This is a genomic window from Actinomadura kijaniata (assembly GCF_014138665.1).
Lineage (GTDB): Bacteria > Actinomycetota > Actinomycetes > Streptosporangiales > Streptosporangiaceae > Spirillospora > Spirillospora kijaniata.
The window spans coordinates 430,383-454,085 of sequence record NZ_JACJIA010000001.1; the positions used below are offsets into that span (position 1 = coordinate 430,383).

A 23,703-nucleotide genomic window follows, 5' to 3' on the forward strand; every position below is an offset into this window, starting at 1 on the left:
ATGTTCAGTGTCACCGTCCGCGACCACGTGATGGTCGCGCACAGTTTCCGGGGCGAGGTGTTCGGGCCCGCACAGAAGCTGCACGGGGCGACGTTCCTGGTGGACGCCACGTTCCGGCGCGCCGAGCTCGACGCCGACAACATCGTGGTCGACATCGGGCTGGCCACCCAGCGGCTGCGCGAGGCGCTGGCGGACCTGAACTACCGCAACCTCGACGAGCACCCGGAGTTCGCCGGGACCAACACCTCCACCGAGTTCCTGGCCAAGGTCGTCGCCGACCGGCTCGCCGAACGCGTCCACGCGGGCGATCTCGGCGAGGGCGCGCGCGGCCTGGACGGGATCGCGGTGACCCTGCACGAGTCCCACGTCGCGTGGGCGAGCTACGAGCGGCCGCTGTGACGGCGTTCGTGGCGGACGCGCCCGCGGTGCGGGGCCCGGTCACGGGCGAGGTGTGCTTCGTGCTGCCGGGCGACGTGGACGACGCCGCGCTGCCCAGCGGTGGCAACGTCTACGACCGGCGGATGTGCGACGAGCTGCCCGCGCGGGGCTGGCGGGTCCGCGAGATCGCCGTCCCGGGCGGCTGGCCGCGGCCGGACCGGGAGGCGCGGGAGGCGCTGGAGCGGGCGCTGGCCGCGCTGCCGGACGGGACGGCGGTGGTGCTGGACGGGCTGGTCGCGTGCGGGGTGCCGCAGATCGTGGTCCCGGCGGCGCGGCGGCTGCGGACGATGGTGCTGGTGCACCTGCCGCTCGGCGACGAGGTCGGCGCTCCCCCCGAGCTGGAGGCCGCCGAACGCGACACCCTGCGCTGGGCCGACGCGGTCGTGACCACCGGCGAGTGGGCGGCGGGCCGCCTGATACGGCGGCACCGGCTCGAACCCGCGCGGATCCACGTGGTGCCGCCGGGGACCGACCCCGCGCCGCTGGCGCTCGGCACCGACGGGGCCACGCAACTGCTGTGCGTGGGGTCGGTGACGCCGCGCAAGGGGCATGACCTGCTGATCGAGGCGCTGGCCGGGCTCGCCGGGCTGGACTGGGAGTGCGTGGTCGTCGGACCGCTCGGGCGCGACCCCGGATACGCGGGGCGGGTGCGCGAGCTGATCACCCGGCGGGGGCTGGACCGGCGCGTCCGGCTGGCGGGCGCGCTGGTCGGGGAGGCGCTGGCGAACGCCTACGACACCGCCGACCTGCTGGTCTTCCCGTCGCGGGCGGAGACCTACGGGATGGCGGCGGCCGAGGCGCTGGCGCGGGGCGTCCCGGTGGCGGCGGCGGAGGTGGGCGGCGTGCCCGAGGCGCTGGGGCGGGCCCCCGGCGGGGACGTCCCGGGGCTGCTGGTGCCGCCCGACAACGTCAGCGCGCTGGAGGACGCGCTGCGGCGCTGGCTCACCGACCGCGGGCTGCGGCTGCGGCTGCGTTCGGCGGCGCGGCTGCGCCGCGACGGGCTGCGCGACTGGACGGAGGCGGCGTCGCGGATGGCGGCGGCGCTGGAGCGATTGTGCGGGGAGGCCCGGTGAGCGCGGTCGCGGACTTCGCGCCCGAGTGGCTGGCGCTGCGGGAACCCGCCGACGCCGAGGCGCGCGCCGACGCGCTGCTGCCCCCGCTGCTGGACCGGCTCGCCGGGGTGGACCGGCCGGTCGTGCGCGACCTCGGCTGCGGCACCGGGTCGATGGTGCGGTGGCTGGCCGGGCGGCTGCCGGGGCCGGTGCGGTGGGTGCTGCACGACCGCGACCCCCGCCTGCTGGCGCTGGCCGCCGCCGACCTGGCCGCCGACCTCGGCGAGGTGGAGACGCGCGTGGGCGACCTGGCCGGGCTGGGCGCCGCCGAGCTGGAGGGCACCGCGCTGGTGGTCGCGTCGGCGCTGCTGGACCTGTTCACGTTCGAGGAGATGGACGCCCTGGCCGCCGCGTGCGTGGAGGCCGGCTGCCCGGCGCTGTTCGCGCTGTCGGTGACCGGGCGCGTGGAGCTGGATCCGGCCGACCCGCTGGACGGGGAGTACGAGGCGGCGTTCAACGCGCACCAGCGCCGGGACGGCCTGCTGGGGCCGGACGCCGTCGCGGCGGCGGAGGAGGCGTTCGCCCGGCGGGGCGCGCGGGTGCTGCGCGCGGCCAGCCCGTGGCGGCTCGACGGGCGTCCGGCGCTGACGGCCGAGTGGCTGCGCGGCTGGGTCGGCGCGGCCGTCGAGCAGCGCCCGGACCTCGCCGACCTCGGCTACCTGCGGCGGCGGCTCGACGCGTGCGCGGCCGGGGGGCTGCGCGCGGTCGTCCACCACGCCGACCTGCTCGCGCTGCCGGGGGAGGGCCGGTGAGGCTCGGGGCCTGGGCGCGCCTGGCGGTGGGGGCGGCGCTGGTGGCGGTGCCGATATGGAAGCTGGGGACCGGCGCGTTCCTGGACGGGCTGCGGGCGGTCGGCGCCGCGGAGGTCGCGGCGGCGCTCGGCGTCGGGCTGCTGACCACGGTGGCGAGCGCCTGGCGGTGGCGGCTGGTGGCGCGCGGCCTCGGCCTGCGGCTGCCGCTGCGCACGGCCGTCGCCGACTACTACGCGGCGCTGCTGCTGAACGCGGTCCTCCCGGCGGGCGTGCTCGGCGACGTGCGGCGCGCCGTCGGGCACGGCCGCGCCTCGGGCGACCTGGGGCGGGGCGTGCGGGCGGTGGTGCTCGAACGCGTCGCGGGCCAGGCCGTGCTGGTGGCGGTCGGGCTGCTGGTCCTGCTCGCGAGCGGCCCGGTGCCGCTCCCCGGCGCGAGCGTGAACGCCGCCTTCTTCGGCGGGGGAGCGGTGCTGGCCGCCGCCGGCGCGTTCCTGTGGGTCACGACGCTGCCGCGCGTCCAGCGGGCCTGCGCCACGCTGTGGCGGGACGTGCGCGGCGGGCTGCTCGCCCGCGGCGTCTGGCCGGGCGTGACGGGGCTGTCGGCGGTGGCGCTGGCCGGGTACGTGGCGCTGTTCCTGGTCGCGGCGCGCGCCGCGGGGGTGACGGCCCCGGCCGGCCGGCTGGTGCCGCTGGCGGTGCTGGCGCTGCTGGTGATGGCGCTGCCGGTGAACGTCGGCGGCTGGGGGCCGCGCGAGGCGGCGTCGGCGGCGGCGTTCGGCACCGCCGGGCTGGGCGCCGCCCAGGGCCTCACCGTCGCGGTGGTCTACGGGGTGCTGGCGCTGGTGGCGAGCCTGCCCGGCCTCGCCGTGCTGGTCGCCCGGCGGCTACCCGAGGACCGCCAGGTACTCCCCGAACGACGTGACCAGGCTCGCCAGCAGGTCCCGGCCCTTGGCGGCCGAGCCCAGTGACGGCCGCCCCACCACGCCCGAGTCGGTGTAGGGGGCCAGCCCCAGGGTGAGCAGGTGGGGGCGCTCGTCGGCGAGGTGGTCGGCGCTCTCGTAGCCGGGCCGCACCAGCTCGGGCTGGACGTGCAGCAGCACCGACGTCTCCAGCTCCCCGGCGTGCATGTCGCCGTCGGCCGGGGTCTCGATGCCCGCCGCGCGCCGGGCCGCCTCCCAGTCCCCGAGCCCCGGGAACAGCGCCATCGCGCCGTGCGACTCCTGGACGACGTTGCCGAGGACGTAGTTGCCGCCGTGGCCGTTGACCAGGACGAGCCGCTCGACGCCGGAGCGCCGCAGCGACCCGGCGACGTCCCGCACGACCGCGTGCAGGGTGCGCGCGGAGACGCTCACCGTCCCCGGCCAGGCCGCGTGCTCGTGCGAGCAGGAGATCGTCAACGGCGGCAGCGGCAGCACCGGGTACGCGTCGGCGATCTCCCGCGCGACCGCGCACGCGACCACGGTGTCGGTGATCAGCGGCAGGAACGGCCCGTGCTGCTCGAAGCTCCCGACCGGGAGGAGCGCGACCCGCGCGTTCCGGTCCCGCACGTCGGCCGTGGTCATGGTCGGCAGCAGCTGCATGCCCCCCAGTATCCGGCGTCCCGGCGCCCGGCGTCAGCAGGGACGGCCGCAGCGCTCGGTCTGGTTCCAGAAGTCGATCAGGGCGCTGGCGGTGGTCTCCGGGGCGTCCACGGCCGGGGAGTGGGCCGCGCCCGGGATGACGACCTTCGCGCTGTCCAGGCGCTCGGCCATCGCGGCCTGCTCGCGCGGGTCCCACACGTCGTCGTCCTCGCCGTACAGCACCAGCGTGCGCAGGCCCGTGTCACGGGCGTGCTTGGCCAGGTCGTCCACCCGGTCGTGGGCCGTCATCAGCTCGCGGGCCATCGTCATCAGGCCCACCGGGCAGTTGCCCAGGGTGCGGCGGCGCAGGAAGTCCAGGACCTCCGGGGACACGCCGCGCGCGACCGCGTCGGGACCGATGCTCAGCTCCCAGATCTGCTCCATCCCCAGCAGGGGGATGGAGTCCTTGAGCGCCCGCGCCTTGTCCGCCGCCTGGCCGGTGACCGCGCCCGGACCCGAGCTCATCAGCGTGTACGACGCGGGCGGCACCCGGTCGGACAGCACCGCCTCCCGCGTCACCAGCCCGCCGAACGAGTGCCCCACCAGGTGCGCGGGCTCCGGTCCCAGCGCCTCCAGCAGCGCCGACACGTCCGCGCCCAGCGCGGGCAGGGCGTAGGCGCCCGGGTCCTCGCCCGCGCCCGGCGTCTCGTGCTGGCCGCGCATGTCCACGGCCACCACCCGGCGCCCGGACGCGGCGAGCGTCTGGAGGATCGCGATGAAGTCCTCCTTGCTGCCGGTGTAGCCCGGGACCAGCAGGGCGGGAAGGCGTTCGGCCACACCCGACCCGGGCAGCGCCTCGAGCGCGGCGAAGGCGCCGCGCGAGGTCTCGACGAACGTCCGGCGGACGCCGGCGGGCAGGGTCAGGAACGGGGGCGTGCTCACGGGGTGCCACCATACTAAATATGCATCTGCGAACACCGGCGTCGCCGCTTCGGCGGTCGCCCGCCGGGGCGCGGTGGTAGCGTCGCGGACGTGCTGACGGCGATCTCCGCCCACCGCCGGGACGAGGCGGGCCTGACGGGCCTGCACGAGGCCGTCGACTCCGGAGCCGAGTACGTCGAGATCGACGTGCGCCGCACCGGCGACGGCGAGCTGGTCGTCCACCACGATCCCGCCGTGGCGGGCCTGCCCCTGAAACGGATCTCCCGGGACCGTCTCCAGCGGGCCGCCTCCCGGCCCGTCCCGCGTGTCGCGGACGCGCTACGGATCATCTCCGGGCGCGCCAGGGCCCATCTGGACCTCAAGGAGCGCGGCTGCGAGCACGAGGCGGTCGCGATGGCCCTGGCCGCGTTCGCGCCGGAGGACCTGGTGGTCACCACCCGCGACCCCGCCTCGGTCGCCCTGGTGAAGACGGCGTTCCCGCACGTCACCACGGCGCTGTCGGTGGGCCGGGGGCTCTGGGAGCGCGGCGCGTTCGGGGACTTCGCGCCGATCCGCGCGATCCGGGAGTCCGGGGCCGACATGGTCGCCCTCAACCACCGTCTCGCGCGGGTCGGCGTGCTCGCCCAGTGCGCCCGCGCCGGGTTCCCCGCGATGGTCTGGACGGTCAACGCCGAGCCGCTGATGCGGCGTTTCCTGGGCGACCCCCGGGTGGCCGTGCTGATCACCGACCACCCGGAGACCGCGCTGCGGCTGCGCTCGCCGTGAGGCCCCGTGGCGGGGGCCGTGGCGGGGCCGCGGCGGAGGTCAGCCCGACACGCTGGGGCGGCCGTTCTCCACGTGCCCCATCAGGCGGCGGCGGAACGCCCGGTCCTCCGCGACGGTGATCTCGACGTCGTACCAGCCGTCGTCGGTGCGCCATGACAGGGTGCGGCGCGCGCCCGCCCGCAGCGTCTCCCTGCGGACCCGCCTGCCGTAGGCCAGGGACCGCAGGGTGAAGCGCAGGTCGGTGTCGCCGTCGTTCTCCAGCACCACGACCAGGTCGCGGCCGCCCGGCTTGGGCGCGGAGGCGACGGTGGCGCGGTCGTCCCGCGTCCCGGCGAACTCGCGGCGGAACCCGTTCGGGCCGGTCAGCACCAGCCGGTAGGCGTCCCCGGCCAGGGCGATGTCGTCGTGGGCGGTCCGGCCGACGTCGTAGTGCCGGGGCGCGGGCAGCTCGCCCGCGTACGGGTAGAGCTGGAAGTGGACGCTGGCCGCGCCGCTGTTGGCCAGCGACAGCCGCAGCTTGCCGCCGCGCAGCCGGACGTGGGCCTCGGGCTGGTACGGCAGCGGGCGCGCCGGGCGGGCGCCGGGCTCCGGCACCGGCATCCTCTGGTTCGCGGGCGGCTGCGGCTTCCACCGGCCCGAGAACGGCGGCACCTCGCCGGGCCGCTCCACCCGCGGCGGGCGCCCGCTCCGCCGGAAGTCGAACGCCGAGGTCAGATCGCCCGCCACGGTCCGCCGCCACGCGCTGATCTCCGGCGCGGGCACGCCCAGCCACGTCTCCATGAACCGCGTGATCGACGAGTGGTCGAACACCTGCGAGCACACGAACCCGCCGACCGTCCACGGCGACACCACCGTCATCGGCACCCGGAAGCCCAGCCCGATCGGGTCGCCCTGGTGGAACTCGCCGGTCACGCGCGCGGGCGGCTGCGGCGGCGGGACGTGGTCGAACAGCCCGTCGTACTCGTCGTAGGTGATGAACAGCGCCGTGGTCGACCACACCTCCGGGTCCGAGGCGAGGGCGTCCAGCACGTCGTAGGTGACGCGGGCGCTCTGGATCGGCGACGAGGCGCTCGGGTGCTCGGAGTCGGCCGCCGACGGCACCAGGTACGACACCGCCGGGAGCCGCCCGGCCTCGATGTCGGCGCGCAGGTCGGCCACCAGCCCGCCGGGCCGCACGCGCCGCAGGCCCCGCTCGTACAGGCCGCGCTCGGCGGGGGTCAGCGTGGCGACGCCCTCCTCCAGCCGCCTGAGCATCCGCTCCCGCCCGGCGTCGTCGGCCTTGCCGAGCGCGCCGTAGAAGGAGTCCATGCTCTTGAAGTCGCCCTGGAGCGCCTTACGGGCGATCTGCTTGAACGCGACGAAGAACTCCAGGTTGTTGTCCTGGTAGTTGTCCCACTCCTGGTAGACCTTCCAGGAGACCCCCGCCTTCTCCAGCCGCTGCGGGTAGGTCGTCCACGTGTAGCCCGCGTGGGTGTCCTCGGCGTAGGCGGCGTTGTCGATGGCGCGCTTGACGCCGCCGGGCTCGTAGCCGGTGTGACCGGAGACAAGGTAGTTGCGGTTGGGGCTGGTGGAGCTCAGCACCGAGCAGTGGTAGGCGTCGCAGATGGTGAAGGTGTCGGCCAGCTCGTACTGGAGCGGCAGGTCCCGGCGTTCCAGGTAGGCCATGGTCGCGGGGGTCTTGGCCGGGATCCAGCCGTTGTTCCAGCCCTTGCCGCGCGCGGCCTGCCCGTCGGACCAGCCGTGCGGCAGCGACCCCATCCACTGCAGGTCCTTCTTGGCCAGCTCGGCCGCCTCGCGCAGCGGGAACGGCAGCACCGGCCCGTTCGGGCCCGGCTGCTCGAACACCGACCGGCCGTCCGGCAGCGTGATCGCGTTGCGGTCGCCGAAGCCCCGCACGCCGCGCAGGGCGCCGTAGTAGTGGTCGAAGCTGCGGTTCTCCTGCATCAGCAGGACCACGTGCTCGATCGCCCTGAGCCCGCCGGGCCGGACCGGCAGCGCCAGGGCGGCGTGGACCGAGGGCGGCAGCAGCGAGGCGGCGGCGGTCCCGGCGGCGACGGCGGTGCCGCCGGCCAGCACGGAACGGCGGCTGAGGTGGGGGTTCATGCGGCGGATCATGGCCGTTCGGGGTGACCGGGACCGATCCTGCGTTCGTCCGGCGGGTGACGTCCGCGCGACCGCCGCGCTCCGCGCCGACGACGGCTGCGAGACCACACCGGTGTGTGATCTCGCAGCGTGCGGGCGTCAGCCGCCCCGGGCGGCCTTGGCCTGCTCGGAGGCCGGCCGGTCACCGCGCGAACGGCGGCGGGCCGGGCCGCGCCGGCGCTCGGTGGCGACGGTCTCCACGACGCTCTCCCCGCCGGGCGGCGGGGGCGGCGGCTGGAACAGCACCTCGGGCACGCCCGCCGGGCTGATCTTCGCCGGGATCCGCGCCGGACCCCCGCGCTTCGGCTTCTCCGCCGCGACGTCGGCGCCGGCGTCCACCGGGGCCTCCACCTCGGCGTCGACGACGGCCTTGACGGCGGTCTTCCGCGCGCGCTTGGGCTTGGCCTCGGTCTCCTCCGCCTCGGCGGCGGGCTCGGCCACGACCGCCTCGGCGGCGGGCTCGGCCTCGACGATCTCGGCGGCCTTGCGCGTGCGGGTGCGCCTGGGCTTGGCCTCGACCTCGGCCTCCTCCGCCTCGACGACGGCCTCCGCCTCGACGACCTCGGCCGCCTTGCGGGTGCGCGTGCGCTTCGGCTTGGCCTCCGCCTCGGCGGTCACCTCGACCTCGACGATCTCGGCGGTCTTGCGCGTGCGGGTCCGCTTGGGCTTGGCCTCGGCCTCGTCCACCTCGGCGGCGGGCTCGACCACGACCGCCTCGGCGGTCTTGCGGGTGCGGGTGCGCTTCGGCTTGACCTCGGCGGTGGCCTCCGCCTCGGCGGTCACCTCGGTCTCCGTGGTCACCGTGACCTCGGCCTCGACGATCTCGGCGGCCCTGCGGGTGCGGGTGCGCCTGGGCTTGGCCTCCGCCTCGGCCGGGGCCTCGGCGGCGACCGCCGCGACCTCGGCGGTCTCGGCCTGCGCGGTCGCCTCGACCGGCCTGCCGTTCCGGGTGCGGGCCCGGGTGCGGCTGCGGCGCTGGCGGGGACGCTCCTCCTCGCGCTCGCGCTCGCGCTCGCGCTCGTGGTCGCGGTCACGGGTGCGGGAGCGGGTCTTGCCCGTCTCGCCGATGTCCTCCAGCTCCTCGGCGTCCAGCCCGGCGCGCTCGCCGCGCTGCTCCTTGGGCAGGCGGCCGGTGATGCCCTCGGGGATGTCGAGTTCCGCGTAGAGGTGCGGGGAGGTGGAGTAGGTCTCCTCCGGCTGGGCGAGGTCCTGCCCGAGCTGACCGTTGATCAGCTTCCAGCGGGGCAGGTCCGACCAGTCCACGAACGTGACGGAGGTGCCCTCGCGGCCCGCGCGGCCGGTGCGGCCGATGCGGTGGACGTAGGTGTCGGCGCTGTCGGGGCACTCGTAGTTGACCACGTGGGTGACGTCGTCGACGTCGAGGCCGCGCGCGGCGACGTCGGTGGCGACCAGCACGTCGATCTTGCCGTTGCGGAACGCGCGCAGCGCCCGCTCCCGCTGGCCCTGGCCGAGGTCGCCGTGGACGGCGGCGGCGGCGAAGCCGCGCTGCTCCAGGTCGGCGGCGACGCGGTCGCAGGCCCGCTTGGTCTGGCAGAACACCATGGACAGGCCCCGGCCCCGCGCCTGCAGGACGCGCGACAGCATCTCCGGCTTGTCCATCTGGTGGGCCTGGTAGACGAACTGCTTGACCTGCGGGGTCGTCTCGGACTCGGCGTGCGACTCGGCGCGCACGTTGGTCGGACGGGTCAGGTAGCGCCGCGACAGCGCGACGATCTCGCCGGGCATGGTCGCGGAGAACAGCATCGTCTGGCGTCGCACCGGGATGCGGTCGACGATCCGCTCGATGTCGGGCAGGAAGCCCAGGTCGAGCATGCGGTCGGCCTCGTCCAGGACCAGCACGGCGACCTCCGACAGGTCGAGGTGCTTCTGCTTGACGAGGTCCAGCAGGCGGCCGGGGGTGCCGACGACGACGTCGACGCCCTCGCGCAGCGCCGAGATCTGCGGCTCGTAGGCGCGCCCGCCGTACACGCTCAGTACGCGGGTGCCCAGCTTGCCGCCCGCCACCAGCAGGTCGTCGGTGACCTGCATGGCGAGTTCGCGGGTGGGGGCGAGCACGAGGGCCTGCGGCTTCTTGCCGCCGTGCCGGATGCGCTGGAGCAGCGCGATGCCGAACGCCAGCGTCTTGCCGGTCCCGGTGCGGGCCTGGCCGATGATGTCGTGGCCGCCCAGCGCGATGGGCAGGGCGAGCTCCTGGATGGGGAAGGCATCGACGATGCCCTCGGCTTTCAGGGCATCTGCTATCTCGGGTACGACCCCGAGTTCAGCGAAGGTAGACAGGGCTTTCAGCCTCCAAAGTGCGGGGTCCTCGCTCCCTGCGCGGCGCTGCGCAGTTTCCCGGCTCACATGCCGGGGGCGCGCCTGGCGTGCCGCGTCGGTTGCGGCGTCGCCGGTCGCGTCCGTTGGCCGCGCGCTCGCGCGAGAGGGACCAGCCGTCGATCAAAATTTCTTCGGCGACCGCAGTCAGGGGTTGAAAGCAGCCGCATGGAGTGGCTGCGTGCGGTCACACTCCGCGACGCAGTGTACCGACCTTGGAATGCCTGCACCAATAGTCGATCTCCTGTACCAACGATGACCCCCTTCGGGTTATTCCCCGCCGTCTCCGCAGGCCCCACCCGACAAGGGAATCCGCGATCTCCGGGACGGCCGCGGCCACAGTCGGCCAAGTCGCGAACGGGGCGTACGGGGCGCTCCGGCCACCCGGGGTGATCAACGGCACTGCCGGACATCCGCCACAATTGCTCGAACATCGGCGGACTGGGAGGACGGGACGAATGCGGGCGAGGTTCCAGGGTGCGTGGGCCGTTGCGGCCGCGGCCGTGCTGGCGGCGGGGCTGACCGGATGCTCCTCGGACGACGGCGGCAAGCAGGGCGGGGAGACCGGCCCGGGGCCGCGCGTGGTCGAGGAGAGCACCGTCCGCGCCGACAAGCAGGTCGAGCTCAAGGAGGCCGAGACCGTCAAGATCGGCGGTCTGGCGGACCGGAACGCCGAGCAGCAGGTCAACCAGGCGCTGCGCGCCCCGCTGGAGTGGGCGGTGAACTGGACGTCCTCCACCCTGGACGAGGAGCGCAAGAAGCAGTGCGCCGGCCGCAACAACGTCCTCCAGACCAAGGTCCTGCTCGGGCTGCGCGGTGAGATCGTCGCCGCGTCCAACTCCATCTCGCTGATCCCCTGCTACGAGGGCGAGGGGGCGCTGCCGACCGTCCCGGTGATCGTGGACGTGAAGAACGCCAAGGCGCTCACCGCCGCCGACGTGCTGACCGGCAAGACCCTGGAGAAGGAGGGGCTGAAGAAGCTCTGGGAGGCCCTCAGCGGGCCCAAGCAGGACTGGAAGGACTGCGACCTGGAGGACCTGCGGCGCCAGGACTTCTTCCCCGGCAAGCGCGACGGGGACCCGGTCGAGTCGCCCGCCCCCGCCGGGATCATGTTCCGGGCCGAGGGGATGCAGCTGATCTGGTCCACGACCGGGACCGACTGCAACAACTTCACCTTCACCGCGCCCTACGACAAGGTGAAGGACATGATCAACCCGGAGCTGTACCCGCGTCTGCTGGCCAGCGCCGGCGGCAAGTGACCCGAACGGGGCGAAGCCCCCGTATGCAGGGTACGGGGGCTTCGGCTCCGGCCGCTCGGGGCGGCTGGGGGCGGCGGTCGTCACCGTCGGGACGGCGGTGCCGGGTCAGTACGTGCCGCGGCCGGTGCGGCGCCAGCCGCGCCCGCCGCTGCCGCCCCGGGCCTGGAACGCCGTCAGCGCCGCCACGCCCAGCGCGGCGATGATCACCGCGAAGACGAGGGCGACCAGGGTTCCCGCCCCGAGCGCGTCGGCCACGACTCCACCGAGGAGCGCGCCGGCGATCCCGACCAGGACCGTCAGCAGGATGCCGATCGGGTTACGGCCGGGGACGATCAGCCGCGCCACGGCGCCGATCACGGCGCCGACGAGGATGAACCAGAGAATCGTCGCGAGCATTTCGGCCACCAATCCGTTCTCTGGACCGCGTCGCCGGGGACGCCGCGGTCCGTTCGGTCGGTGATGGATGTGCCCGCTCGACGGAAACTAAACAAAGTCCCGGTCAACCGGCTCCCAACCGATGGTGTCGGCCGGGCTCAGGTGTACTGGGTGCCGAACCCGACGGTGCGGTCGGCCTCCTCGCTGATCTCCAGGTAGCCGACGTGCGCGGCCGGGATCACCACCCGCCCGCCGCGCTGGTCCTCCAGCGTGAACACGCCGCGGTCCACGGCCAGGGCGTCGGCCAGCGCCCGCTGGACCTCCTCGGCGCTCTGCCGCGTCTCGACCACGAGTTCCTTGGGCACGAACTGGACGCCGATGCGAACCTGCACCTGATCTCCCTGTGGGTTCCGTCCGTCCCGCCACGGCCGGCGGGCCGTCTGTGCCTCCATGGTGACATGGAGATCACCGCGCCCGGCCGGACGTCGGCGGAACGGCGGGGCCGCCTCAGCCGCTGCGCGGGAAGCCGGAGATCCCGCGCCAGGCCAGCCGGGCGATGATCTTCTCGGCGGTGTCCTTGGGGATCGCGCGGCCCTGGGCCAGCCAGTAGCGGGCGCTGACCTCGGCCATGCCGACCAGGCCCATGCCCAGCAGGTGGGCCTCCTCACCGGGGGCGTCGGTGTCCTCGGCGATCACCTGGGCGATCATCTCGGCGCACTGCTGGTTGGCCCGCTCCACGCGGGCGCGGACCGGGGCCACGTTGCGCAGGTCGGACTCGAACACCAGCCGGTACGCCTCGCCGTCACCGGCCACGAAGTCGTAGAACGCCTGCATGCTGGCCTGCACGCGCAGCTTGTTGTCGGTGGTGGAGGCCAGCGCGTCGCGGACCTTCTTCACCAGGGCTTCGGCGTGCTCGTCGAGCAGCGCCAGGTACAGCTCCAGCTTGCCGGGGAAGTGCTGGTAGAGCACCGGCTTGCTGACGCCCGCGCGTTCGGCGATCTCGTCCATCGCCGCGGCGTGATAGCCCTGGGCGACGAAAACCTCCTGGGCAGCGCCGAGCAGCTGTCGGCGGCGCGCCAGTCGCGGCAGTCGCGTGCCACGAGGGCGGGCGTCCGGGGTCGCGGTCACCACACTCTCCGATCACCGATCAAGGCGGCGGACGGGGGGTACCGCCGCGAGTTCAATCTCATCATCCTACGCGTCGGTAACCTCGTGGGTCACCAACAACGGGCGACGCCGCCCGGCGCGTCGCCGGCCCGGCGCCTCGAAACGGCCCGGACGACGGGCGTCCGGGCCTTTCGAAAAAACCTATGTCAACCGTGGTTCAGCGATAGTCGTCCTCGTCGAGCTCGACCTCGCGGCCCTGTTCGGCCGCGTCGGCCTCGTCGGCGTCGAACGGCACCGTCCGGGGCCACTCGGCCCTCTCCTCGTCCTCGTCGTCCACCAGGGCGGCGCGCTGTTCGACCAGGTCGGCCTCCGGGGCGTCGTCGGGCAGGTCCTCGGTGTACTCGCTCATGCGCGTCCTCCCCTCACAGGCGCTCGGCCAGGGACCGCAGCGGGGCCTCGATCGACTCACCGTAGGTGGGGAACGCGTGCACCACGTCGGTGAGCAGCCCGATCGGGGTCTCCGCCCGGATGGCCAGCGCGATCTCGCTCATCCACTCCTCAGCGTAGAGGCCGACCGCCGCCGCTCCGATCAAGAGCCCTCGGTTGCGATCGGCGTACAGCTCGACACGGCCGCGTTCGTCGACCTCCACCGCGGCGCGGGCCGTCGCGGAGAGGTCGTACCCGGCGGTGAGCAGATCGATGCCGCGTTCCTCGGCGAGAACGGGGGACACCCCGACCGAGTACACCGTCGGGGTGGTGTAGACGACGCGGGGAACGGCCCGGTAGTCGGCCTCGCGGCGCTTGCCCAGCACGTTGGAGACCACCACGCGCGCCTGGTAGCGGGCCGCGTGCGCGGTGCGGGCGACGCCGGTGACGTCACCGGCCGCCCACACCCCGCCGGTGCCCGCCCCCGGCGCGACCACCTGGCAGGTCTCGTCGACGGGCAGCGGGTGGCCGGGCGGGACGGTGACGCCGAGGTTCTCCAGGCCGAGCCCGTCGGTGCGGGGACGGCGCCCGGCGGCGACCAGGATGCGGTCGGCGTCCAGGGCGCCGCCGTCGCTCAGCCACAGCCGCAGGCCGACGGTGCCGCGCTCGACGCGCGCCAGCTCCGCGCCGAGCCGCAGGTCCACGCCCATCCGGCGGAGCGCGTCGGCCAGGATCTCCCCGGTGAACGGGGCCTCGGCGGTCAGCAGCCGCCCCGACGACTCGATCACGGTCACCTGGGAGCCGAACGAGGCGTAGATCTGCGCCATCTCGCACCCGACCGGCCCGCCGCCCAGGATGACCAGGCGGCGCGGCAGGTCCGGCACCGTCAGGGCCTCGTCGCTGGTCCAGGTCGGGACCGACGCCAGCCCGTCCACGGCGGGCCGCAGCGGCGCGCTGCCGGTGGCGACGACCAGGTCGGTGAAGCGGTGCTCGGTCCCGTCCACGTCGATCACGCCGGGCGCGGTGACGCGGCCCCAGCCGCGCAGCACCGTGACCCCGCCCTCGGCCATCCGCGCCACGACCGGGTCGTCGTCGAGGTGGCCGGTGACCTCGTCGCGGCGCGCCACCGCCAGCTCCCAGGTCTCGCCGCGCCGCGCCGACAGCAGCAGGCTCTTGGACGGTACGCAGGCGAAGTACGGGGACTCGCCGCCGACCAGGCGGTTCTCCACGAGCGCGACACCGCGCCCGGCCTGGGCCAGCTCGCCGGCGGCCAGCTCCCCGGCGGTCCCCCCGCCCAGCACCACGACGTCATAGTGGTGGTTCCGCGTCAACTGTTCATCCCCTCCGCGCTGTGTCCCCGCGTCCCAATGGTGACGGAAAACGGTGCCGGAGAGTGGCGGTTCGGACACATACGGCAGGCACCCTGTCAGAAAAGGGAGTCAGGGCACCGCGTCAGGGGAGGGGCTGGCGCTCCTTCAGCAGCGGTTCCAGCAGGTCTCCGTGCTCGGCGACGCGGTCCAGGACGTCGGGCGCGGCGAACACCAGGTCCGAGGGGCGGCGGGCGTCCTCCAGCTCCTCCCAGGTGATGGGGGTGGAGACGCTGGGGCGCTCGGCGGCCCGCAGCGAGTAGGGCGCGACGGTGGTCTTGGCCGGGTTGTTCTGGCTCCAGTCGACGAACACGCGGTCGCGGCGGACCTGGCGTTCCATCTTGGCGACGACCAGGTCCTTGTGGTCGGTGGCCAGCTTGTAGGCGGCCTGCTTGGCGTACTCCTCGGCCCGGTCGGTCTCGGCGATCGGGACGTACAGGTGCAGGCCCTTCTTGCCGCTGGTCTTGGGATGGGCGGTCAGCCCGTCGGCGGCCAGCAGGTCGCGCAGCAGCAGCGCCACCTCGCACGCCTCCATGATCGACGCGGGGGCGCCGGGGTCCAGGTCGAACACCATCAGGTCGGGCTTGCGGCGTCCCCCGCGCGGCCCGACCGTCCACTGCGGGACGTGCAGTTCCAGCGCGGCCATCTGCGCGCACCACACCAGCGTCGGCAGGTCGTCCACCATGACGAAGTCCAGCGTGTCGCGGCCCCGGGAGCTGCCGGGCGTGGCGAGCGTGACGGTCCGGACCCAGTCGGGGGTGCCGGACGGCGCGTTCTTCTCCACGAACGACGTGCCGTGGATCCCGTCGGGGAACCGGATGCGCGTGGCGGGCCGGTCCTTCAGGTGCGGCAGCATCACCGGGGCGATCCGGGTGTAGTAGTCGACCACCTCGCCCTTGGTGAACTCGGGGTACAGGTCCTTGTCGAGGCTGGACAGGCTCAGCTCCCGTCCCTCGACCTTGACGGCCACTCGCTTAGAGCTCACGGGTCACCTCGTGGGGGTCCTTGTCGTCGCGCAGGCCGCGCCACACCGGGAACCGCAGCCGCCCGTCGCGGGTGCGGACGCCGTAGGCGACCTCCCCGACCAGCAGCGGCTCGACCCACTGGGCGTCGCGGGCGTGCTCGGGCGGGACGACCTCGTCGAACGGGTCGGTCGTCCGCCGCAGCGGCCACAGCGCCTCGTGCAGGTCGTCCAGCATCCGGTCGGTGAAGCCGGTGCCGACGTGCCCGGTGAAGCACAGCCTGCCCTTGTCGTCGTACTCGCCGAGCAGCAGGGAGCCGACCGTTCCCTGGCGGCGGCCCCGGCCCGGCCGCCACCCGCAGATGATCACCTCGCGGGTGGAGACGTTCTTGACCTTGCGCCAGAAGTCGACGCGCCGGCCGGGGCGGTAGGGGGAGTCCAGCCGCTTGGCCAGCAGGCCCTCCAGCCGTTGCTCGCGGGTGAACTCCAGCAGTTCGGTGACCTGCGCGGTGTCGCCCCCGTGCAGCGACGGCGGCACCTCGACGGGACCGGTGGCGGCCAGGTCGAGGTCGGCCAGCAGCGCGCGGCGGTCGGCGTAGGGGAGGTCGTAGAGGAGATGGCCGTCCAGGAACAGCAGGTCGAACACCACGTACCGGACGGGCACCTCGCGGATGAGGCGGGGGTCGGGGCGGTCCACGTGCATGCGGCGTTGCAGCCGGGCGAAGCTGGGGCGGCCCTCCTCGAACGCCACCACCTCCCCGTCCAGGACCACGTCGTGGTGGGGGAGCAGGTCGGCCAGCCCCGACAGCTCGGGGTAGCGTCCGGACAGGTCGCCGCCGCGCCCGCCGCGCCCGCTGGCGCGCACCCCGTCGGCGGAGACGTAGCTGATGACGCGGACCCCGTCCCACTTCAGTTCGAGGCCCCACTCGGCGGTGTTCTCGGGCAGGTCGCCGGTGACGGCGAGCATCGGCTCGATCGGCCACGGCATCGTCATAACCGCGTCCTACCCCTCGCGCGCTCCAAGAAAAAGGATCAAACGCGTCAGGTGGAGCAAATCGAACGTTTGGGCGACGCTAGGGACGGCGTCCGCGGGGTAGGGACCGCTACATGCGCAGCATTTGGAACGGCGCGATCTCGTTCGGCCTGGTGACCATCCCGATCAAGGTGTACGCGGCGACCGAGCAGCGGGACGTCACGTTCCACCAGGTGCACCGCGCCGACGGCGGACGCATCCGGTACCGGCGGGTCTGCTCGGTGGACGGCGAGGAGGTGCCCTACGGCGAGGTCGCCAAGGGCTACGAGCTGCCGGGCGGCGAGATGGTCGTGCTCACCGACGAGGACTTCGCCGACCTGCCGCTGCCGACCGGCCACCGGATCGAGGTGCTCCAGTTCGTGGAGCCCGAGGAGGTGGACCCGATCTACTTCGCCCGCTCCTACTACCTGGAGCCCGACGAGAGCGGCGACAAGCCGTACGTGCTGCTGCGCGACGCGGTGGAGCGGTCGGGCCTGGTCGGCGTGGCGAAGGTGGCGCTGCGGCAGCGCGAGTCCCTGGCGACCCTGCGGGTGCGCGACGGGGTCTTCGTGCTGGAGACGATGCTGTGGCCGGACGAGGTCCGCACGCCGGAGTTCCCGTTCCTGGAGGAGGAGATCGAGTTCCGCAAGCAGGAGCTGGCGATGGCGGGCTCGCTGGTCGACTCGATGCGCGGGGCGTTCGACCCCGCCGAGCACCACGACGCCTACCGGGAGGCGCTCCAGGCGGTGATCGACGCGAAGGCGGACGGCCACGACGTGGTCCCGCCGCCCGACGACGGGACCCGGCCCGCCGAGGACCTGCTCGACGCGCTGCGGGCCAGCGTGGAGGCGGCCAAGAAGCGGCGCGGCGAGACCCCGGACAAGCCCGCCCAGAAGCGTCGCCGACGCTCGGCCTGAGGAACGCCGACGGATCGCTCGGCGTGCGCCGCGTCACGCGACGAATGTGACAAAATCCCATGACCCGCGCGGAGGCGCTCCGATATAAAGACACGGCTGTCTATCAACGGAGCCCCCTCATGCTCAAGCGTGCCGTCCTCGGAACCGCCGCCCTCCTGCTCGCCGCCTCCGGCCTCGCCGCCTGCGGTCGTGCCGCCGCCGACGCCAAGCAGGGCGAATGCCTCGACGGGGGCGGCATGATGGCCGACCTCAACAAGATCAAGATCGTGGACTGCGCCTCGCCGGACGCCAAGTACCAGGTCTCGGCGGTCCTTCCGCCGAACCAGAAGGACAAGTGCCCGAAGGACGGCATGTTCACCTTCTCCTGGCAGGTGAACGACTCCACCATGTGCGTCAAGAGCGTCAAGCGCTGATCCGGCCCCGCCCGGCGCGCGTCACGGCAGGACGGCGCGCAGCACCGCCTCGAACTCCTCGGGCGTGGGCGGCTCGTCGGTGAGCAGCGCCTGCATGAGCAGCCCGTCGACCGCGCCGGCCAGCAGCCGCAGCCGCACCGGGTCGTCGGTGTAGCGGCGGCCGAGCTCGGTCACGGCCGCCAGCCAGTCGCTCGTCGGGCCGCGCAGCTCCGGGCGGCGCGCGGCCAGCAGGTACAGCTCGTACTCGGCGAGCAGGTGGTCGGGGTCGGCGACGACCGCGCACATCAGCTCGGCCAGGTCCCGCAGCCCCGCCGCCGAGCCGTCCGCCCGCGCCGCCAGCGCCCGCATCCGGGCGGCGTCCTGCTCCATGCAGCGGGTGAGCGCGGCGGTGAGCAGGTCGTCGATGCTCCGGAAGTGGTAGGCGGCGGCGGTCGGCGGCTGGCCCGCCTCGCGGGCCACCGCCCGGTGGCTGACCCCGGCCACCCCGTCGCGCGCGACGACCCGGACGGTCGCCTCGATCAGTTCCCGTCTGCTGCGTTCGCCCCTGACGCGGCGGCCGTCCCCGGTCGGGTCGCTCACCCCTGGCTCCTCGGCGTGTTCCGGTCCGTTCCAGGGGACCCTATCGCTGGTCAGACGGGGCAGTCGGTGGCCCGCGGCGCGGTCTGCGGGCCGGCGGGACGGCGGGTCAGCGTCCGCCGGGCCGCCAGGGCGAGCAGCAGGGCGGCGGCCCCCGCCCCGACGGCCACGGCGAAGCCGCCCCCGGGGCCGTACCGGTCCACCACGGCGCCCGACCCGGCCGCGCCCAGCGCCACCCCCGCGCTCAGCCCGGTGACGGCCCAGGTCATGCCCTCGGTGAGCGCGGCGGGCGGAACGCTCCGTTCGATCAGGCCCATCACCGTGATCATCGTCGGGGCGAAGAAGAGACCGGCGCAGAACACCGCGGCGGCGAGCGTCGCCACATCGCCCGCCAGCAGCAGCGGAAGCGTGGTCAGCGCCGTTCCGGCGGTGCCGAGCACCAGCAGCCGGGACGGCGGCGTCGCGAGCCGCAGCGCGCCGAACCCCAGTCCGGCCAGCGCGGAGCCGAGGGCGTAGGCGGCCAGCACGGCGCCCGCGCCCGCCGCGGATCCCCGCCTCTCGGCGAAGGCGACGCTCACCACGTCCACGGTCCCGACGATGACGCCCCCGGCGACCAGGACCAGGGCGAGGACGCGCACCGCCCCGACGCGGATGGCCGACCCGCCCGGCCCCCGCCCGGCGGGGACGACCGGCGGCTCGGTGCGCCGCTGCGGCACGAACGCCGCCACGCCCAGCGCCAGCAGCGCCGCGGCGGCCAGCGGACCGGCCTCCGGGAACAGCGCCGTGCACAGCGCGACCGACAGGGCGGGGCCGACGACGAAGGTGAGCTCGTCCAGCACCGACTCCAGCGAGAAGGCGGTGTGCAGCCGGGGCGACCCCCGGTACAGGTGCGTCCAGCGCGCCCGGGCCATGGCGGCCATGTTGGGCAGCGTCCCGGCCAGCGCGGCGCAGGCGAACAGCGTCCAGGCGGGCGCCCCGTGGCGGGCGCACAGCAGCAGCGCGGCCGTCGCCGCCACGCTCACCGCGGCGGCGGGCGGCAGCACCCGGCGCTGCCCCGCCCGGTCCACCAGCCGCGAGACCAGCGGGCCGAACACGGCCGTGGCGAGCGTGAACGTCGCCGAGACCGCCCCGGCGAGCCCGTAGGCGCCGCGCGTCTGCGCCAGCATCGTGATGATCCCGATCCCGGTCATGGCGATCGGCAGCCGCGCCACCAGGCCCGCGGCGGTGAAGGCCACCGCGCCCGGCGCGCGGAACAGGTCTCGGTACGGGTTGGCCATGGGCGGGCCTCCAGTCGTCCGTTCCGGAAAGAATTTGAACGACCGTAACATATTGAGCGAGCGTTAGAATTTCTCCGGTGCCGGACCGGTCACCGCAGGCGGGCGGCGAGCCGGCGCAGTCCGGCCCGGACGCGCCGCTCGCCGAGGTCCGGGAGCAGGGCGGCGACGTGCTCGGCCGCCAGCGCGGCGAGGAGGGCGTGCGCGGCGTGCTCGGGGTCGGGCGGCCCGTCCAGCAGGAGCGTCACGTGCCGGTGCCAGAACCGGTAGGCGCCGATCCGGTACCGGGCCCCGGGGGACGCGGTCTCCGACATCCGGACCAGGTCCAGGTGTTCCAGCAGGTAGTCGAGGTAGGCGTCGACGAACGCGGCGAGCCGGTCGGCGGCCGGGGCGCCGGGGCCGAGGGGCGGCGGGCCGGACAGGATCGCCTCCTGGAGCACCCGTTCCCGCGCGTCGAGCAGCGCCGAGGCCAGCCCCGCCTTGTCGCCGAACCGGCGGAACAGGGTGCCCTTGCCCACCCCGGCGGCGGCCGCGACCTGGTCCATGGAGACCGCCGCCACGCCGTGCTCGGCGAAGAGCCGGGCGGCGGCCTCCAGGACGGCGGCCCGGTTGCGGGCGGCGTCGGCGCGCTCCCGGGGTGGCGGGGTGCGGAGCAGCTCCAGCGGTGTTGCAGAAGCGGACTGCGGTCCGTTACTGTTCTCGGGCATAAGCGGACTATAGTCCGAATTCTGTGGAGGGAGTGACATGACCACGCTCATCACCCGCGACGAGCTCAAGGCGGCGATCGACGAGGGGACCGTCACCGTCGTCGACGCGCTGGGCGGCGAGTACCACGCCAAGCAGCACCTGCCCGGGGCCGTCGCCCTGGCCCCGGGCGAGGTCGACGCGCGGGCGGCGGAGGCGCTGCCGGACCGCGACGCCACGATCGTCACCTACTGCTCCAACCCGGCCTGCCCCAACAGCGGCCAGGTCGCCGACCGCCTCACCGCCCTCGGCTACGGCAACGTCCGCAAGTACCGGGAGGGCATCGAGGACTGGGTGGCCGCGGGCCTGCCCACCGAGTCCGCCTAGCGCGGGCGCCGGGCGGGGAGTCGGCACCGGAGCGCCGCCTCCCCGCATGCCGCGGGGTGGGGAAAACCTCAGCCGGAACGACGGTCGGCCGCATGGTCCGGGTCCCCGGCCCGCCCTAGCGTTCCAGCATGATCAGAAAACAGCGGAAACGGAACGTCGCACTGGTGTCGGGCGCGCTGGTGGCCGCCACGGCCGTGGTGCCGTGGGCCGTCCTGGGCACCGGCGACCGGACGGCGGACGGCCGACGTGTGGCGGCGACCGCCCCGCAGGACACCGCGCAGGCCAGGGCGGAGATCAAGGCGGCGCTGGAGGGCATGGTCCGGGACCGGGCCGCGACCGCGGCGATGATCAGGGTCGGCGGCGGGCGGAGCGGCTGGACGGCGGGCGCGGGCGTCGCCGACCTGGCCTCCCGGCGCCCGGCCGACCCCGCCGGGCACTTCCGGATCGGCAGCGTGACCAAGACGTTCGTGGCGACCGTGCTCCTGCAACTGCGCGACGAGGGCAGGCTGGGACTGGACGACCCCGTCGAACGCCACCTGCCCGGCGTCGTCCCCGGCGGCGCGCACGTCACGGTCCGGCAGATCCTCGACCACACCAGCGGCCTCCGGGACTACATGAGCGAACCCGGGTACTCCACCAACCGCTGGCGCGGCGAGGAACGGTTCCGCTCCTACTCGCCGGAGCAGCTCCTGAAGGTGGCGTTCGCCAAACCGCCGCACTTCGAGCCGGGCACGAGCTGGCGCTACTCCAACACCAACTACGTGGTCGCGGGCCTGCTGGTGGAGAAGCTGACCGGCCGGCCCTACGGCAGGGAGATCGAGCGCAGGATCCTGCGCCCGCTGCGGATGACGCAGACGGTCGTCCCCGGGAACCGGCCCGGCCTGCCCCGGCCGCACGCGCGCGGCTACGAGCCGCTGCCGACGGGCGAGATCGTGGACGCGACCCGGATGAACCCCTCGCTGGACTGGGCGGCGGGCGAGATGATCTCCACGACGCGCGACCTCGACCGGTTCCTCGACGGGCTGCTCACGCGCCGGCTCACCAGCGGGGACTCGCTGGCCGCCATGCGGGCGGCGCGCCGGACCGACGCGGGCTTCGCCTACGGGCTGGGACTGCAGAAGTACACGCTGCCCTGCGGGCGGGCGATCTGGGGGCACAGCGGCGAGCTGATCGGCTACCTGACGTTCGCGTTCCGCTCCGACGACGGCCGGCGGATGACCCTGTCGGTCAACCCCCACACCCGGAACCCCGGCCAGAACGAGGTGTACGGGATCGCCACGAAGGTCTTCTGCCCCTGACGACGGGGCGGAATCGAGTGGATCCGCGGCTACGGGCTGCGCCTGGTGACCGAGGGCCCCACCGGCCCCGGCAGGTGACGGTCACGACGCGCGGTGCGCGACCGATCCGCTCCGGGACGGCCCGGGAGGGGGGTCCGCCGGGAGCCGGACGACGAAGCGGGCGCCGCCCGGCGCGCCGCCGGCGAGGGTGAGGGAGCCGCCGTAGGTCTGGGCGATCTCGCGGGCGATGGACAGGCCGAGTCCGGTGCCGCCGGGATCGCGGGAACGGGAGTCCGGGCCGCGGGCGTAGCGTTCGAAGATCTTGTCCCGCAGGTCCTCGGGCACCCCGGCGCCGTCGTCGGCGACCTCCAGGACGGCGGTGCCGTCATCGGTCCGGACGGTGACCTCCACCGCCGTCCCGGCGTGCCGCAGGGCGTTGTTGACCAGGTTGCCCAGCAGGCGCGCCAGCCGGATCCGGTTGACGCGCACCGTCGCCCCGGGCTCCAGGCGGCAGGTGATCGGGACGCGGCCGTGCCGGTCTGACAGCTCCTGCCGGACCAGATCGGCCAGGTCCAGGCGCTCGACCGGGGCGGGCGCGCCGGAGGCCAGCCGGGACAGCTCCAGCAGGTCGGCGACGATCTCGTTCAGCCGTTCGGCCTGGCGCAGCGCCGCCTCCACGCCGGACCGGGCCTCGCCGTCGGGAAGGTCCTGGAGCGCCAGGTCGAGTTCGGCGATGACCGCGGCGATCGGCTGGCGCAGATCGTGGGAGGCGTCGGAGATGAACCGGCGCTGCCGGTCGTTGGCCTCGTCCAGCCGCTCCAGCGTGGCGTTCACGGTCTCGGCCAGCCGCTGGATCTCGCCGCCGCCGCTGTAGAGCACCGGGACGCGGCGGCCCGGATGGTCGGTGCTGAACCGCGCCATGTCCGCGCGGATGGCCTCCACCGGCCTCAGCGCCGTCCCGATGAGCCACCACACCCAGCGGCCGATCAGCGCGAGCGCCAGCACGTACAGGACGGCCATCGAGGCGAACACCGGCCAGTGGGACCTCAGGCCGGGCACCCGGGCGGCGGCGTACACCATCACGTCGGGACCGTAGGACGACTCGATGAGGTGCACGCCCCGGACGGTCACGCACGAGCCGAGGTCCGGCGGGCACCGGGTGTAGTCGTTCAGGATCAGGTCGGCGGGGCGCGTGACCAGCGGCGGCCTGCCCCGGGCGTCCCGGCTCGCGGCGAGCACCCGGCCCGAGGCGTCCACGACCTGGACCCACCGCACCCGGGGCCGGCGCACCGGGATCGGGTCGGGCAGCCGCCCGGCGTCCGCCTCGGCGGCCACCCGGCTGGCGGTCTCGGCGGTCTCCCGGTAGACCTGCTGGCGCACCAGCTGGGTGATCAGGATGGAGACCAGGGTCAGCGCCACGCCCAGCACCACCGCGGCGACCAGCAGCGTGAGCACGGTGGCCCGGCCGCGCACCGAGATCCACAGCCGGGCGTGCCAGCGGCGCAGGCGGCCCATGGTCCCCCTTCCCCCTGCGTGCGTGCCTGCCCGCTCCCTCGCCTGGCGATTGTCAAGGGGCGATCCACCACCGGCAAAATCACCGCGGCACCGCTCCGCGCGTCGGTGC

The 23,703-nt window shown here is 74.5% G+C and carries 25 protein-coding genes; 10 read left to right on the plus strand and 15 right to left on the minus strand.

The genetic code is table 11. The features are described 5' to 3' along the window. From HNR61_RS01930 to HNR61_RS01945, 4 genes are read left to right on the plus strand one after another with little or no spacing between them, the layout of a single operon-like run. Positions 1 to 399, plus strand: coding sequence for a 6-pyruvoyl trahydropterin synthase family protein (locus HNR61_RS01930; protein WP_182841379.1), 399 nt, complete (start codon positions 1 to 3; stop codon positions 397 to 399). Beyond that, positions 396 to 1,511, plus strand: a complete 1,116-nt coding sequence (locus HNR61_RS01935; RefSeq protein ID WP_312897723.1) for a glycosyltransferase family 4 protein — start codon at positions 396 to 398, stop codon at positions 1,509 to 1,511. Before HNR61_RS01930 ends, HNR61_RS01935 begins: the two co-directional genes overlap by 4 nt. Next, on the plus strand, positions 1,508 to 2,302 hold the full coding sequence (locus tag HNR61_RS01940; protein WP_312897724.1) for a methyltransferase domain-containing protein: 795 nt from the start codon (positions 1,508 to 1,510) through the stop codon (positions 2,300 to 2,302). Before HNR61_RS01935 ends, HNR61_RS01940 begins: the two co-directional genes overlap by 4 nt. After that, a complete protein-coding gene (locus HNR61_RS01945; RefSeq protein WP_312897725.1) occupies positions 2,299 to 3,270 on the plus strand; it encodes a lysylphosphatidylglycerol synthase transmembrane domain-containing protein in 972 nt (323 codons plus the stop codon). The genes HNR61_RS01940 and HNR61_RS01945 overlap by 4 nt, the downstream gene beginning before the upstream one ends. Here the strand turns inward: HNR61_RS01945 and HNR61_RS01950 are convergent. Together HNR61_RS01950 and HNR61_RS01955 are read right to left on the minus strand one after the other, a co-directional pair. Continuing rightward, positions 3,187 to 3,882, minus strand: coding sequence for a creatininase family protein (locus HNR61_RS01950; RefSeq protein WP_067812596.1), 696 nt, complete (start codon positions 3,880 to 3,882; stop codon positions 3,187 to 3,189). The two genes, HNR61_RS01945 and HNR61_RS01950, sit on opposite strands and share 84 nt — an antisense overlap. Before the next feature lie 33 nt (positions 3,883 to 3,915). Further along, entirely contained in the window at positions 3,916 to 4,803 is an 888-nt protein-coding gene (locus HNR61_RS01955; protein WP_182841380.1) for an alpha/beta fold hydrolase, read from the minus strand. Positions 4,804 to 4,893: 90 nt separating this feature from the next. Here HNR61_RS01955 and HNR61_RS01960 point away from each other — a divergent pair, with 90 nt between their 5' ends. Next, positions 4,894 to 5,568, plus strand: coding sequence for a glycerophosphodiester phosphodiesterase (locus HNR61_RS01960; RefSeq protein ID WP_182841381.1), 675 nt, complete (start codon positions 4,894 to 4,896; stop codon positions 5,566 to 5,568). A gap of 39 nt (positions 5,569 to 5,607) precedes the next feature. Here the strand turns inward: HNR61_RS01960 and HNR61_RS01965 are convergent, their stop codons facing one another. Next, positions 5,608 to 7,671, minus strand: a complete 2,064-nt coding sequence (locus HNR61_RS01965) for a phosphocholine-specific phospholipase C (protein WP_182841382.1) — start codon at positions 7,669 to 7,671, stop codon at positions 5,608 to 5,610. Between the two features lie 138 nt (positions 7,672 to 7,809). Next, positions 7,810 to 10,074, minus strand: coding sequence for a DEAD/DEAH box helicase (locus HNR61_RS47260; RefSeq protein WP_376770244.1), 2,265 nt, complete (start codon positions 10,072 to 10,074; stop codon positions 7,810 to 7,812). A gap of 428 nt (positions 10,075 to 10,502) precedes the next feature. Between HNR61_RS47260 and HNR61_RS01975 the strand changes: the two genes are divergently transcribed. After that, positions 10,503 to 11,303, plus strand: a complete 801-nt coding sequence (locus HNR61_RS01975) for a hypothetical protein (RefSeq protein WP_182841383.1) — start codon at positions 10,503 to 10,505, stop codon at positions 11,301 to 11,303. A gap of 105 nt (positions 11,304 to 11,408) precedes the next feature. Here the strand turns inward: HNR61_RS01975 and HNR61_RS01980 are convergent, their stop codons facing one another. The 7 genes from HNR61_RS01980 to ligD (HNR61_RS02010) form a co-directional block, all read right to left on the minus strand. After that, positions 11,409 to 11,699 carry a GlsB/YeaQ/YmgE family stress response membrane protein gene (locus HNR61_RS01980; protein WP_067812599.1) on the minus strand — a complete coding sequence of 97 codons (291 nt, stop codon included), beginning with the start codon at positions 11,697 to 11,699 and terminating at the stop codon, positions 11,409 to 11,411. Positions 11,700 to 11,836: 137 nt separating this feature from the next. Next, positions 11,837 to 12,070, minus strand: a complete 234-nt coding sequence (locus HNR61_RS01985) for a DUF3107 domain-containing protein (protein WP_182841384.1) — start codon at positions 12,068 to 12,070, stop codon at positions 11,837 to 11,839. A 115-nt stretch (positions 12,071 to 12,185) separates the two neighbouring features. Then, the gene (locus HNR61_RS01990; RefSeq protein ID WP_067812674.1) at positions 12,186 to 12,806 is read right to left on the minus strand and encodes a TetR/AcrR family transcriptional regulator; all 621 of its coding nucleotides are present in this window, start codon (positions 12,804 to 12,806) and stop codon (positions 12,186 to 12,188) included. A 196-nt stretch (positions 12,807 to 13,002) separates the two neighbouring features. Further along, positions 13,003 to 13,194 carry an Rv3202a family protein gene (locus tag HNR61_RS01995; RefSeq protein WP_067812601.1) on the minus strand — a complete coding sequence of 64 codons (192 nt, stop codon included), beginning with the start codon at positions 13,192 to 13,194 and terminating at the stop codon, positions 13,003 to 13,005. A 13-nt stretch (positions 13,195 to 13,207) separates the two neighbouring features. Beyond that, a complete protein-coding gene (locus HNR61_RS02000; protein ID WP_220508857.1) occupies positions 13,208 to 14,542 on the minus strand; it encodes a dihydrolipoyl dehydrogenase family protein in 1,335 nt (444 codons plus the stop codon). Between the two features lie 121 nt (positions 14,543 to 14,663). After that, on the minus strand, positions 14,664 to 15,563 hold the full coding sequence (ligD, locus tag HNR61_RS02005; RefSeq protein WP_182841385.1) for a non-homologous end-joining DNA ligase: 900 nt from the start codon (positions 15,561 to 15,563) through the stop codon (positions 14,664 to 14,666). Next, positions 15,553 to 16,533: a non-homologous end-joining DNA ligase gene (gene ligD / locus HNR61_RS02010; protein WP_182841386.1), complete on the minus strand. Its 981-nt coding sequence runs from the start codon at positions 16,531 to 16,533 to the stop codon at positions 15,553 to 15,555. Before ligD (HNR61_RS02010) ends, ligD (HNR61_RS02005) begins: the two co-directional genes overlap by 11 nt. Before the next feature lie 113 nt (positions 16,534 to 16,646). On the opposite strand from ligD (HNR61_RS02010), the gene ku reads away from it, so the two are divergent. Both ku and HNR61_RS02020 read left to right on the plus strand, forming a co-directional pair. Next, positions 16,647 to 17,468, plus strand: a complete 822-nt coding sequence (gene ku, locus HNR61_RS02015; RefSeq protein WP_067812605.1) for a non-homologous end joining protein Ku — start codon at positions 16,647 to 16,649, stop codon at positions 17,466 to 17,468. 119 nt (positions 17,469 to 17,587) lie between these two features. Beyond that, entirely contained in the window at positions 17,588 to 17,881 is a 294-nt protein-coding gene (locus HNR61_RS02020) for an LppU/SCO3897 family protein (protein WP_067812606.1), read from the plus strand. A gap of 21 nt (positions 17,882 to 17,902) precedes the next feature. Here the strand turns inward: HNR61_RS02020 and HNR61_RS02025 are convergent, their stop codons facing one another. The 3 genes from HNR61_RS02025 to HNR61_RS02035 form a co-directional block, all read right to left on the minus strand. Continuing rightward, on the minus strand, positions 17,903 to 18,460 hold the full coding sequence (locus HNR61_RS02025; protein WP_182841387.1) for a TetR/AcrR family transcriptional regulator: 558 nt from the start codon (positions 18,458 to 18,460) through the stop codon (positions 17,903 to 17,905). Positions 18,461 to 18,510: 50 nt separating this feature from the next. Further along, positions 18,511 to 19,734 (minus strand): MFS transporter, encoded by a 1,224-nt coding sequence (locus HNR61_RS02030; RefSeq protein ID WP_182841388.1) that lies wholly within the window; start codon positions 19,732 to 19,734, stop codon positions 18,511 to 18,513. Between the two features lie 89 nt (positions 19,735 to 19,823). Continuing rightward, entirely contained in the window at positions 19,824 to 20,438 is a 615-nt protein-coding gene (locus tag HNR61_RS02035) for a TetR/AcrR family transcriptional regulator (protein ID WP_182841389.1), read from the minus strand. A gap of 37 nt (positions 20,439 to 20,475) precedes the next feature. Between HNR61_RS02035 and HNR61_RS02040 the strand changes: the two genes are divergently transcribed. Together HNR61_RS02040 and HNR61_RS02045 are read left to right on the plus strand one after the other, a co-directional pair. Then, positions 20,476 to 20,802 carry a rhodanese-like domain-containing protein gene (locus HNR61_RS02040; protein WP_182841390.1) on the plus strand — a complete coding sequence of 109 codons (327 nt, stop codon included), beginning with the start codon at positions 20,476 to 20,478 and terminating at the stop codon, positions 20,800 to 20,802. 128 nt (positions 20,803 to 20,930) lie between these two features. Further along, positions 20,931 to 22,100, plus strand: a complete 1,170-nt coding sequence (locus HNR61_RS02045; protein ID WP_246441920.1) for a serine hydrolase domain-containing protein — start codon at positions 20,931 to 20,933, stop codon at positions 22,098 to 22,100. An 81-nt stretch (positions 22,101 to 22,181) separates the two neighbouring features. Here HNR61_RS02045 and HNR61_RS02050 read toward each other — a convergent pair whose 3' ends face one another. Beyond that, the gene (locus HNR61_RS02050) at positions 22,182 to 23,594 is read right to left on the minus strand and encodes a sensor histidine kinase (protein ID WP_182841391.1); all 1,413 of its coding nucleotides are present in this window, start codon (positions 23,592 to 23,594) and stop codon (positions 22,182 to 22,184) included. Between the last annotated feature and the right edge of the window lie 109 nt (positions 23,595 to 23,703).